The organism is Mucilaginibacter aquaedulcis, from assembly GCF_030409325.1.
Taxonomy (GTDB): domain Bacteria; phylum Bacteroidota; class Bacteroidia; order Sphingobacteriales; family Sphingobacteriaceae; genus Mucilaginibacter; species Mucilaginibacter aquaedulcis.
Window position 1 is genome coordinate 474,674 of record NZ_JAUFPR010000003.1, and the last position, 13,214, is coordinate 487,887.

The window sequence follows — 13,214 nt, forward strand, 5'->3', positions numbered from 1 at the left end:
TATAATGATCAATTTAATTTTTGATAGGTGCGCCACCAAAGGTCGGGCAGTTCGCCGGATGCGGCCATTTTATAATCGGCATAACTACAGGGCACCAGGTGAAAACGCTCATTGCGCGAGCCTCCGCTTGGGTAAGGTACCTGCATCCACCAGCGATCGGATTTTTTACTTTTTACAAACACAACCTCCTGATCTTCATGCTTTAAGCTTGTTTTGTAAATAAGATACTGGCTTTTAGGATTAAGCGGAAAGTCGCGCTTGCGGTTATAAACCCCCTCAATAAAATACCATATCATTTGCGCCAGTTGCGTAGCGGTTTGGCCGTTACTGTCATACGCCGGGTTAAACTCATAAAAGCCGATAGAACTCAACTTATCATTAAAACCGGCATAACGGCAAAGCTGGCAAGCTTCTTCACCATAAAAACCATTGGGCGAAGCATTCGCATTACCCATGGCATCTGCCGAACGTATGGCCCCCACATCAAAGCTGATCATGCTGGCATTGCGGATAGCAGGTTCAGTAACCGCCACATTACCACTCAGCTCGCCCAGGCGGTGTACATCAAAATATAGTTTATCCATTACCCTTAGGCTCTCCTGGCTCACAAAATAGGTTTGATATCCAAGATTGCTGTAGTTGAACAGGTAATTAGGCTCATGCAAAAATATTTTGTTGAGATAAGAGCGCGAGGTAGTTTCCAAACTATCATGTTTATCATCCTCATCAAGATCAAAGTGCGAATCGATCACCAGCAGGTCAACCTTTTGTTCCAGGTCCTCATAACCCAGGTATTGTGCGTAGGTCAGATCTTGTCCGCCCCCCAATATAATAGGTATAATATCTTTTTTCACCAGTTCGGCCACTACGGTTTTCAGCGCGAAATAGGTATCAGTAACGGTAGCCCCCGCACGGATGTTACCTAAATCGGCAATTTTTACGGTATAACTGCCCTCATAAAGCTGGTAAAGTTTTTCGCGGATATAGTCGGGGCCGAGAGCGCAGCCGCTGTTGTCAACAGCATTACGATCATCCAGCACACCAATGATGGCGAGATCAGTTTTTTCTTCCAAATCAGGAAAATCAACAGAATAATGCACAATTTTATCGCCAAGCTGGCTGGTATAATATCCCTTTTTAGGAGCAATCTTTTTGAGATCAATGGGTGTAAAAAAATCAGCTAAGGACATAATTTTTCAAATGTGCAGATTCTGGATATGCAAATGTGCAGATTTTTGTCTGAACCAGAATTAAAGAATTTAGGAATTGATAGAATTAAAATCATTCACACATTCCCTCATCTGCATATCTAATACACATTTGCACATCTGCACATCTATCACCACATTTGCATTATATGATACTGATCACCGGCGCAACAGGTTTTTTAGGAGCCGAACTGGCAAAATTGCTGGTTAGTAAAGGCGCGCAAATACGCTGTACCAAAAGAGCCAGCTCAAAAATACCTGCGTTACTGCAACCCTTTAGCCATCAAATACAATGGGTTGATGCCGATATGCTGAACATTTTTGCCATGGAAGATGCACTGGAGGGCATTACACAAGTATATCATTGCGCCGCCTGGGTATCCTTAAAACAGGCCGATAAAGAGCCCATGATCAGTACCAATGTTACCGGTACGGCCAACCTGGTAAATTTATGTGCCGCCATGAGCATCCGCATGGTTCATGTAAGTTCCATTGCTGCCATCGGCTTGGCCAAACCCGGCGAACTCATAACTGAAGAACACCACCTGGAGCAATCGGCAGATAATGATGGTTATGCTATATCTAAACTGGAAAGTGAGATGGAGGTTTGGCGCGGCACTGCCGAAGGCCTCGACGCCGTGATTGTAAACCCCTCCCTTATTTTAGGAGCCAGTGCCGGCAAAACAGGCACCGGAGCCTTGTTTGAAACCGTGCGTAAAGGACTTAAATTTTACACAGGCGGCAGCGGCGGTTTTGTTGATGTGGAGGATGTAGCCAAATGCATGGTGGCCCTCATGCACAGCGATATCACTGCCGAACGCTTTATCATCAGTGCAGAAAATTATACCTATAAAGATATCACCACCGAAATTGCCCAGGGTTTCGGTATAAAATCACCCTCAAAATTAGCCAAACCATGGATGATGGGATTGGCCTGGCGCGGAGCCGCCTTTATCGCGGCATTAACAGGCAAAGCGCCCTCGCTTGATAAAACCTCGGCATTGGCAGCCTCCGAACTCAGGGCATTTGATAACTCAAAAATTAAACAGGCTATTGGTATGGAGTTTAAACCGGTTAGCAAAACTATTTTGGAAGTTTGTGAGATGTTGAAGTAATGTCTGAATCAGAATTTACTGAATCATTTTAAGGACTGTCATGCTGTTTCCTAAAGTATACTCCCCATTAACTCTACCGATTCAATATATTAAACTCTGTTTCACCTCATCAGCAAAAAAATTCGCACATTTGCACCCAAGATGGAGCAGTACTTTATTATTGATTTCGACAGCACGTTTACACAGGTAGAAGCCCTTGACGAACTGGCCCGCATTTCTCTCAAAAACCACCCCAACCGCGAGGCTATTTACAAACAGATTGAAGATTTGACCAACGCCTCAATGGAGGGCAAACTGTCATTTACGCAAAGTTTGGAAAACCGGGTTAAGCTGCTCGAAGCCGACCGCGACCATCTAAAACAACTGATCTCTTTTTTGAAGAAAAAGGTATCTACCTCATTTTCACGCAATACCATATTCTTTAAAAACCACCAGGATGAGGTACTCATCGTATCGGGCGGTTTTAAAGAGTTTATTATACCTGTGGTAACCGAATACCACATTAAAAAGGAAAATATTTACGCTAACACCTTTGTGTTTGATGAAGATGGCAAGATAATCGGGTACGACAGGGAGAACCCCCTTTCGCAGGAAGGCGGCAAGGTAAAACTGCTGAAAGAACTGCAACTCCCCGGCGATATCTATGGTATTGGCGATGGTTACTCTGATTTCCAGTTAAAGGAATCGGGCATGATTAAAAAGTTTTTTGCCTTTACTGAAAACATCGAACGTAAATCTGTAGCCGAAAAGGCCGATCATATCACCCCCAGCTTCGACGAGTTTTTGTATCTGAACAAGCTTCCCCGCGCTATTTCATATCCTAAAAACCGCATTAAATGCCTGGTTGTTGGTGATGTAGATGACGACGCACTGGCGCAGATGAAAAAAGAAGGCTATAACATACGCCACCGAGAAAGCATCGAAGAAAAATATTTAGAGGAAGCCGGTGTTTTATTTTGTGACGAAGCCAATCAGCCAAGCCCGGAGCAGGTTCAAAACGCGGGCCGGCTTAAAGTGATCGGTATTTTTGGCAAATGCAATCGTAAATTAGCAGATACCGCCACAGAAAGCGGCATCATTATATTTGACGACCCTAAACATAACCCACATAATAACGATTTTATCCCCCGCAGGGTGATGGCTTTCATGAATGAGGGTAAAACACATACCAGCTGTAACTTCCCCGACCTGCAACCGCCGCGTGTGAGTAATGCACACCGTTTAATACACATCCACAAAAATATACCCGGTATACTGGCCAAAATAAATGAAGTATTTGCCCGCCACAACATTAACATTGTAGGTGAGTTTCTGGTTACCAACCCGCAAATAGGCTACGTAATTACTGACGTTAATACAGGTTACGACCCACAGGTACTCAATGAACTCAAAGCCATTGAACATACCATAAAATTCAGGTTGCTATATTAGCAAGGAGCGGTTTTTGGGTACGATGAGCGAAGTTTTTTTAATTGGAGCGAGGTTTCAGGTGCGGAGAGTGAGGTTTAACTAAATAACGCCCGATCCCCGCACCCGAAACCTCGCTCTTCTTCCTATCTCGCTCTTCGCACCTCAATCCCAACACCTCTACTATGCATGCTCTACAAACGGCACAATCATTACAGGTATGGTGGAGTGGCGTATTACTCCTTCGGCTACGCTACCGGTGAATAACCTGTCGAGGCCCGAGCGCTTGTGCGTGCCTAAAACAATCAGGTCGGCATTAAATTCCTTGCTGCATTCAATTATACCATCGGCCCTTGAACCGTACTGCTTAAAGGTGGTTATCTCTATCCCTTCGCCAAATTCTTTTACCGTGCGTTCAATAATCAATTCTGATTGGTTGGCTTGTATCTCGGCCAGTTCAACCTCCTGTATCCCCATTGAACTATCCATTACTACCCCGCCAAAATTATCGGCCGGGCTGGGAGGTATTACCGCGGGTTCAATAATATGAACCAAGCCTACGGCGGCATTGTAGCTTCGTGCAATATCAAAACCATATGCCGCAGCGTTACGGGCATAAGGACTATCGTCAATACCTATTAATACTTTGCTGATTTTCATTGAGTTTAAGGTTAAGTTGTGTATGAAATGAAATTCAAAAATTTCAGGTTCAGAATGTTGTTATTAAGACATCTGCCGGCTAAAAATGTTTCCGTTTTTTTGAGATAGGCTTGCCCCGTAAGCTCATACCATTTTTATTACCTTTGACGATGCATTTCCATTCTGAAATTGAAGAACGACTGGCGCGTTTGCAGGAAAAATACGAGGCCATGGGCCAGGATATGACCTCATACCTCGACGGCCTCCTGTACGCCGATTTTTTAACCTACTGGGATTATATTCATCTGGATACCCTACTGAGCCTGCAAAACCCTAAAACACCGTTTCCTGACGAGGAGATATTTATCATTTATCACCAGATCACCGAATTGTATTTTAAACTGGCACTGCATGAGTGCAAACAAATTGCAGAAGCGCAGCCTTTAACCGTTGATTTTTTCACCGCGAGATTAAAACGTATTAACCGGTATTTTGGCGCCCTTACCCAATCGTTCGAGATCATGGTTGATGGGATGGAGAAAGAACAGTTCCTGAAGTTCAGGATGTCCTTACTTCCGGCCAGTGGTTTTCAATCGGGTCAGTACCGCATGATAGAAATATACGCTACCGATTTTATAAACCTGGTTGATAAGGATAAACGCGCGGAACTGCTCAATGCCTCCATCGAAGAGCAGTTTGAGTTCCTGTACTGGAAATTTGGGGCTACCGAACTATCAACCGGTAAAAAAACGCTCACGCTTAAACAGTTTGAAAAAAAATATTCCAAAACCTTCATTGACCTTGGCCGGGCCAATGTTCACCTTAACTTTAACGCCCTTGTTACACAGTTTGAAGTAACAGGCCAGTTAACTCTTGAGCTGAAGAACGAATTAAAACAGTTGGATATTAATGTAAACGTAAACTGGCCCCTATCGCATTACAAATCGGCCGTACGTTACCTTAACCGCGAACCTGAAGAAATTAAGGCTACCGGCGGTACCAACTGGCAAAAATACCTGCCACCGCGTTTTCAGAAACGTATCTTTTATCCTTCGCTTTGGACTGCTGATGAACTTGATAACTGGGGCAAAGCCTGGGTTGAGAGTGTACTGGGGTAAGTGAAATAAGTTTTGAGTGGTGAGTTTAAAGTCCCGTTGTCATCCCGAACGAGGTACGAGGAGGGATCTTGTACATGCAGCATTTCGAATGTATAAGATTTCTCCCTTTGGTCGAAATGACAACAGCTTATTATAAACAGAAAAGGCCATCCGCAACGGATGGCCTTTTCTGTTTATTCTCATTAAAATGAAACACATTATATGCTTATTCATATAAAACCTACCAAACCTTCACGCGCTCATTTTCGGGGCGGTAAAGTTTATCGCCTGGTTTTACGTCAAATGCTTTGTAAAACTCAGGAGTGTTTGATAATGGGCCGTTAACACGATACATTTCCGGCGAGTGCGGATCAACGCTGATACGCATACGCATAGTTTCATCGCGCGTTTTAATACGCCATACCTGGCCAAACGACAGGAAGAAACGCTGATCAGGCGTAAAGCCATCAATCTTTTTATCACTTTTACCTTCAGGCGTATTTTTAAACGCCTGGTAAGCTATGGCTACCCCACCTATATCGGCAAGGTTCTCTCCCTGGGTAAGGCTGCCATTTACATGCAGGTTATTCAAAACAGTAAACTTGTTGTACTGACCGATCATTAAACCAACACGACTTTTAAACTTATCGGCATCCTGTTTTGTCCACCAGTCTTTCAGGTTACCATCCTTATCATACTGGCGGCCTTGGTCGTCAAACCCGTGGGTCATTTCGTGACCGATAACCGCGCCAATAGCGCCATAATTAATAGCATCATCGGCATCCTTATCAAAGAAAGGAAACTGCAATATGCCCGCCGGGAAAACGATCTCGTTAAAGGTTGGGTTATAATAAGCATTAACCGTTGGCGGTGTCATGCCCCACTCGCTTTTATCAACAGTTTTACCAGCCTTCTCAATCATTTCCTTGTACCTGTGGCGCGCCATCGACTCCTGGTTTTTATAATAGGTATCCTTATTGATCTCTACATCATTATAAGTTTTCCACTTATCAGGGTAACCTATCTTTTTGGTGAAAGCGGCCAGCTTGGCAAGCGCCCTTTGCTTGGTTTCAGGGCTCATCCAATCCAGCTTTTCTATGCGTTCTTTATATACGCTTTGCAGGTTATTCACCAGGGCAAGCATACGCTCTTTAGCTTCAGGTGTAAAGTATTTTTCAACATAAAGCTGACCCAGCAGCTCGCCAATGCCATTATCAATGGTTTCAATAACGGTTTTCCAGCGTTCGCGTTGTTGCTTTTGACCGCTGAGGGTTTTACCATTAAATTCAAAGTTAGCATCCCTGAAAGCCTTGCTTAAAGCGGTTGAAGCATTATCAAGCGCTGTAAATGTTGCCTTATCTTTCCAAACATCAATCGGCTGCGATTTCAGCAAACCATCCAAAGCTTTAAAGTACGCGGGCTGACCAACCAATACGGTATCGGCATTCAGATCCATACGTTTAAAGGCATCCTTCAGGTCAATATCCGGGATCTGTTTTTGCAGGTCGGCAACGGCGAACTTGTTATAGTTCTTAACCGGATCGCGCAGTTCGGTAGGTGTAAGGTGCGATTTGGCTATCAGTGTTTCCAGCTTTAAAATACCATCGGCCTTTTTAGCGGCAGCCGCGGCATCGGTACCGATAAGGGTAAATAGCTTGGCAATGTATTTTACGTACTCGGCACGTATCTTAACCGTGGCCGAATCGGCATTAAAATAATAATCCCTGTTTGGCAAGCCTAAACCGGCCTGGTCAAAATGAGCAATATTTTTGGTGCTTATCCTGTCGTCAGGTGCTACATAAAAGCCTAATAAAAAGCCGTCACCATCTTTATAGCTATCGGCTACAAGGCTTATCAGCTGTTTGTAATCAGCAACCGCGTTAATTTTAGCCAGCATAGGCTTAACAGGTTCGGAACCCAGTTTTTCAATACCTACGGTATCCATACCGCTGATATACAAATCGGCTACCTTTTGTTCTTTACTGCCGGCAGGGTTTTGCTGCTGGGTTATTTGCTCCAGTATTTTATGCAGGTTTTTCTGATTGTCATCATCCAAAGTATAGAATGATCCCCAACCACGCTGCGATGCAGGTATCTCTGTTTTTTTTATCCAGTTTCCGCTGGCGTACTGAAAAAAGTTATCACCCGGCTTTACCGTGGTGTCCATACCCGATTTATCAAAAAATACGGTACGCTTTGGAACATCATCGGCGGAGGATGATGACTCCTTTTTTTGCCCGCATGATGCCAGAATAACGGCAGGGATAGCCGCTAAAGCCCATTTTGTGATCCTCATAATAATTAATGTTTTAAAATCAGTCTAAAAGTCTAAGTTATAAAGTTGAATTGACAATAACTAAGACTCGACCAACACTAATCTGTTACACAGCGGATTTCACTTCAACTTCGGGCGGTTGTATCTGATTTAATGAAAGCGGAATTAATTTTTTGGTTTTAAGATAAGTGAAACCCACAATAAGCATGGTCATGCTGCCGCCAAATATTACGGCAGGCACGGTACCCAGTAAACGAGCAGCCGTTCCGGATTCAAAAGCACCTATTTCGTTTGATGAGCCAATGAACATTTGGTTTACAGCCGATACCCGGCCACGCATATGATCGGGAGTTAACAACTGCATAATGGTACCACGAATAATTACACTGATGCTATCAAAGGCACCTTCGGTAAATAAAAACACCAGCGATAAATAAAAACTGCGCGATAACCCAAAGCAAATGATAGACAGGCCAAAACCCGTAACCGCGATAAGTAAATTGCGCCATGGCTTGCCCATGGGCGAAAAACGCGCCATAGCCAGCATGGTTAATACAGCACCTAATGATGATGTGGCACGCATAATACCCAAACCCTCGGCTCCTACCTTCAATATCTCATTGGCAAATACCGGCAACAAAGCTACCGCGCCGCCAAAAAACACCGAAAACAGATCAAGGCTCATAGCGCCGATCATCATTTTGTTGTGGAACACAAAGTGGATACCTTCCGATAAACTTTTCCAGATACTCTCTTTAGGAACAAACACCGGCGGATATTTCCTTAACATGAAAACAAGCACCAATGAGATCAACAGGAACAGAATGATAACAGAAAAAGTTGCTGTTATGCCTGTGAGCCCTGGTATAATTTTCCCGGCATAGCCATAAATCAACCCGCCGGTAGCAGGGCCTATAATGGATGCTATCTGCCAGCTCGAGCTGCTCCATGTACTGGCATTAGGATATACTTCTTTCGGGATACTGTGGGCATACACTGTAAAGGTTGCCGGGCCATAAAAAGCGCGCGCGATACCATTACAAAATATCATGGTGTAAATGATAGGCACTATCCATCCGGTTGGAATAATAGCGCTCATGCTTTTAAGAGTAACGGTAAACATTACCGCGGATGCCAATATAACACCGCTGAATATGAACAGCAGCATTTTACGTTTTTCAGATTTATCGGCAATGTAACCACCGTATAAGGCAATGCCTATGGCGGGTATAGCTTCGCACAAACCTACCAGGCCAAGGGCAAAAACGCTTTTAGTAAGCTGGTAAATATAGAAGCCGATAACAACGGCCTGCATCTGGTATGCAAAGGTGAAACAAAAACGCATGCCCACATAAGATCTAAAATCTTTATATCGCAATGCTGCAAAAGAATCAATTTTGGGTTTACTATCTCCGTCGTCGGCCACAGTGTTGATTTAAATGAGTCGCAAATTTACAACACCACTTTGGAATATGGTAATACGATTTGTGGTTTTGATTGGATTTTTTGTAGGGAAGGGGTTGAAAGTTAGTCTGAACCACGATTAAACGGATTAAGTGATTAACGGGATTCGGAGCTATTGAATAATCTGTAAATCACCATTTCAGAAAAATCCAATCAATCTCTTAATCCGTTTAATCGTGGTTCAGACAAAAAAAGAGACGCATTACATGCGTTTCTACAAAAATCGTGGTAAATCAGTTGTTATAAGCCATGCTGATCTATCAGGTAAATAAACGCGGCTATACCGGCGGCACCTAACTGGAGTTCACGTTTGTTTACATTTTCAAACACATCATTTGGTGTATGGTGAATATCAAAATAACGCTGCGAATCCGGGCGGAAACCGATCAGTGTAATACCAGGAAGTTTTTCTTTTAGTGGTTCTATATCCGTACCGCTGCCGCCAGCCACCAGATGGTCTACCTCGTAAGGTTCCAGCAGGGTTTTGTATTTATCGTTTATGTTTTTCAGGAAATCTTTTGATACACCATCAAAGCTAAAGCCGCGCGGGGTAAAACCACCTTCATCGGTTTCAATGGCGGCAATATGTTCTTCTTTGTTTTGCGCGGCAAGCTCTGCATATTTTAAACCGCCTTTATGGCCGTTCTCCTCGTTCATAAAAAACACTGCCCTGATAGAGTTTTTAGGGCGATAACCTGTGGCTTTGAAAATTCTTAGCACCTCGGCCGATTGCGTTACACCTGTGCCATCATCATGTGCACCTTCTGCCAGATCCCATGAATCCAGGTGACCGCCTACACTGATGAACTTATTTGGATTTTCGGTACCGGTAAGCTCGCCGATCACATTGTATGATTGTACATCGGGCAGCAACTCGCAGCTTTGTTTAAAATAGAATTTTATCAACGGCAATTTACGTAAACGCAGCATATTGCTCAGCTTATTGGCTGCCCTGGTTGATATGGCAGCGGCAGGAATCGACTTAGTGCCCGGAGTTGCCATTGTTGCGCCGGTATGCGGATAATCATCATCAGCACTGGTAAGCGAACGTACAATAACACCTACAGCTCCATATTTGGCGGCAGCGGCAGGGCCTGCAAAACGCTGATCGCCGGCTGCACCATAAGCACGACCTGTTTCAATAAAACGCTCATCAAAAGCACGGTTAAAGAAAACTATTTTGCCTTTAATTACGCTCTCACCCAGGGTTTCCAGTTCTTTCAGGCTGCGTACCTCTACCACGTTGGCTGTAATACCTTCTTTTGGTGTAGCAACTGACATACCCAATGCCGCTATAGCAACCGGGATACGCGTTTTACCATCGATGATAAAAGCGGTTTCTTTTGCTCCCCTTACCCAATGCGGCACCATTACCTCCTGCAGGTAAACCTTATCAAAGCCATAGCTTTCCATCAGTTTTTTGCCCCACTCTACCGCTTTTTGCGCATTTGCAGAACCGCTTAAACGCGGGCCAATATTTTTGCACAGGTAACGCAGGTTTTCATAGGCCTTGCCGTTCACCAGGGCTTCGTCATAAATTTTGCGGATGGTTAAGGAATCCTGCGCATGCAGCAGGCTGGCCGATGCTAAAAGTGCAGTCAGCAATAGGGAGAGTTTTTTCATTTGTAAATCAAGATCAGTTTAACAAATGTAATATTTTGAGGCAAAACAACTGATGTCATTTCGAACGATAGTGAGAAATCTTCTGCACTGCGCAAGTCGGCTTACATGGCGCAGAAGATTTCTCTTTCGCTCCTACGCACACACCACCCTGCTCTATCGAAATGATAAGTTTAATATTGATCACGAAATCTTATCCCAGCTTAACCCGGAATTATTACCCTGGAAAGCATGATGAAGTACCTGATTTTCGGAGAGGGCCAGTTGGGGGTCTTTCTCAAATATCTGTTCAACACATTTGCGCACCTTTATTAACAATTCCTGATCGGTAGCCAAATTGGCTACTTTTAAATCAAGTATGCCGCTTTGCTGCGTACCATCCAAATTACCGGGGCCGCGCAATTGCAGATCGATCTCCGATATTTCAAAACCGTTGTTAGTTTTCACCATGGTATCCAACCTGATCTTGCCATCGTTACTCAACTTATGGCTGCTCATTAAGATACAGTAGGATTGCTCGGCCCCGCGCCCTACCCTGCCGCGCAGCTGGTGTAATTGCGATAAGCCGAAACGCTCGGCATTTTCAATGATCATGACCGAGGCATTGGGTACATTCACCCCCACCTCAATTACGGTGGTTGCCACCATGATCTGCGTTTCGTGTTTAATAAATCGCTGCATTTCTGTTTCCTTTTCAGAAGGCTTCATCTTACCATGCACTATACTCAAATTATAAGTGGGGGAAGGAAACTCACGCGACATGGCCTCAATACCATCCTCCAGGTTTTTCAGATCAAGTTTTTCACTTTCCTGTATCAGCGGATATACCACATAGATCTGACGTCCAAGCGCAATTTCTTTTTTCATGGAGCCAAACATGCGCAAGCGCTGGTTTTCATAAAAATGAAGTGTTTGTATCGGTTTACGGCCAACAGGCAACTCATCAATTACGGATACATCCAGATCACCATAAAGCGTCATGGCCAGTGTACGGGGTATAGGTGTTGCCGTCATGACCAGGATATGCGGCGGGACAATGTTTTTGCGCCATAGCTTTGCCCTTTGCTCCACCCCAAAACGGTGCTGCTCATCTATCACTACAAAGCCCAGATTTTTAAACTGCACCTTATCTTCAATAAGCGCATGGGTGCCTATCAGTATTTTGAGTTCACCGTTCTCCAGTTTTTCGTGCAGTATTTTCCGATCCTTTTGTTTAGTTGAGCCTGTAAGCAGGGCTACTTCAATAAAGTCATCACCTACCAGGCTTACTATAGTTTGATAATGCTGCGTGGCCAAAATTTCGGTAGGTGCCATAATACAGGTCTGAAAACCGTTATCAACAGCTATCAGCATACTCATGAGTGCGACAACGGTTTTTCCGCTACCCACATCGCCCTGCAACAGGCGGTTCATTTGTACGCCACGCTGGGTATCCTGCCTGATCTCTTTGAGTACCCGCTTTTGTGCTCCTGTTAAAGGGAAAGGAAGTTTGTGATGATAAAAATCATTAAAATAATGGCCTACTGTGTTAAAAACATTGCCCTTAAACTTTTGGGTATGCAATAGTTTATTGCGCAATAACTTAAGTTGCAGCAAAAACAATTCTTCAAACTTCAGCCGGAGGATGGCTTCGTTCAATAAATTGGCATCAGCCGGGAAATGGATATTACGGTAGGCATCGGCCCGGTTAAGGAGCTTAAATTTATTGACGATGTATAATGGCAGATTTTCACGGATATCTTTTGCGTGGAGTCCTAACAAAGCCGAGGTAAGTTTCTGAATACCCTTACTATCCAGCTGAAACTGTTTTAGTTTTTCGGTAGAATTATATACCGGTTGCAACGTGGCATTGCCTTGCCGCTGCATGTTGGCCGGAGTATAGGCCTCCATTTCGGGATGCGCCATCTGCGCCTGGCCGTTAAAAAATCCTGGCTTGCCAAATATCACGTACACCTGCCCTGGTATCAATGTTTTTTCAATCCAGTTGATGCCTTTGAACCATACCAGCTCCAGAATACCAGTATCGTCCTTAGCATTAACTACCAATCGCTTGGTATGCTTTTCTCCCAATACCTGTTTATTAACAATGCGGGCCAGCACCTGTACATAGGGCAGGTCTGCCTGAATATCTTTTACTTTATAAAAACGGGTACGGTCAATATACCTGAACGGGAAGTGCCGTAACAGGTCCTCAAGATTAGCCAGGCCTAATTCCTTTTTCAAAACTTCGGCCCGGGACTGGCCTACACCTTTTAAGTATACAAGTGGTGTTTGAAAAGGATCCATAGATAAAGCCCCTGTAAATCTCCCCTAAAGGGGAGACTTTTATAAGCGTGTTATAAATTTCAGATTTTTATTAAAAGCCCTCTCCTGATGAAGAGGGTTGGAT

9 protein-coding genes are annotated in these 13,214 nt (G+C 44.0%); 3 read left to right on the plus strand and 6 right to left on the minus strand.

Annotated features, from left to right (window positions below; all coding sequences use genetic code 11):
• Nucleotides 1–8: 8 nt before the first annotated feature.
• On the minus strand, nt 9–1,190 hold the full coding sequence (locus QWZ01_RS17275; protein WP_290325387.1) for a formimidoylglutamase: 1,182 nt from the start codon (nt 1,188–1,190) through the stop codon (nt 9–11).
• Nucleotides 1,191–1,357: 167 nt separating this feature from the next.
• On the opposite strand from QWZ01_RS17275, the gene QWZ01_RS17280 reads away from it, so the two are divergent.
• Both QWZ01_RS17280 and QWZ01_RS17285 read left to right on the plus strand, forming a co-directional pair.
• Nucleotides 1,358–2,323, plus strand: coding sequence for an NAD-dependent epimerase/dehydratase family protein (locus QWZ01_RS17280; RefSeq protein ID WP_290325389.1), 966 nt, complete (start codon nt 1,358–1,360; stop codon nt 2,321–2,323).
• 141 nt (nt 2,324–2,464) lie between these two features.
• A complete protein-coding gene (locus tag QWZ01_RS17285) occupies nt 2,465–3,754 on the plus strand; it encodes an HAD-IB family phosphatase (protein WP_290325391.1) in 1,290 nt (429 codons plus the stop codon).
• Between the two features lie 159 nt (nt 3,755–3,913).
• Here QWZ01_RS17285 and QWZ01_RS17290 read toward each other — a convergent pair whose 3' ends face one another.
• Complete coding sequence (locus QWZ01_RS17290; RefSeq protein ID WP_290325393.1) at nt 3,914–4,390, minus strand: universal stress protein; 477 nt, start codon at nt 4,388–4,390, stop codon at nt 3,914–3,916.
• Nucleotides 4,391–4,539: 149 nt separating this feature from the next.
• Between QWZ01_RS17290 and QWZ01_RS17295 the strand changes: the two genes are divergently transcribed.
• Complete coding sequence (locus tag QWZ01_RS17295) at nt 4,540–5,487, plus strand: tryptophan 2,3-dioxygenase family protein (protein ID WP_290325395.1); 948 nt, start codon at nt 4,540–4,542, stop codon at nt 5,485–5,487.
• Between the two features lie 220 nt (nt 5,488–5,707).
• On the opposite strand, the gene QWZ01_RS17300 is transcribed toward QWZ01_RS17295, so the two are convergent.
• From QWZ01_RS17300 to recG, 4 genes are all read right to left on the minus strand, one after another.
• Nucleotides 5,708–7,762: a M13 family metallopeptidase gene (locus QWZ01_RS17300; protein ID WP_290325396.1), complete on the minus strand. Its 2,055-nt coding sequence runs from the start codon at nt 7,760–7,762 to the stop codon at nt 5,708–5,710.
• A gap of 85 nt (nt 7,763–7,847) precedes the next feature.
• Nucleotides 7,848–9,167, minus strand: coding sequence for an MFS transporter (locus QWZ01_RS17305; RefSeq protein ID WP_353959413.1), 1,320 nt, complete (start codon nt 9,165–9,167; stop codon nt 7,848–7,850).
• 278 nt (nt 9,168–9,445) lie between these two features.
• On the minus strand, nt 9,446–10,828 hold the full coding sequence (locus QWZ01_RS17310) for a M20/M25/M40 family metallo-hydrolase (RefSeq protein WP_290325398.1): 1,383 nt from the start codon (nt 10,826–10,828) through the stop codon (nt 9,446–9,448).
• Between the two features lie 180 nt (nt 10,829–11,008).
• Complete coding sequence (recG, locus tag QWZ01_RS17315) at nt 11,009–13,111, minus strand: ATP-dependent DNA helicase RecG (protein WP_290325401.1); 2,103 nt, start codon at nt 13,109–13,111, stop codon at nt 11,009–11,011.
• Between the last annotated feature and the right edge of the window lie 103 nt (nt 13,112–13,214).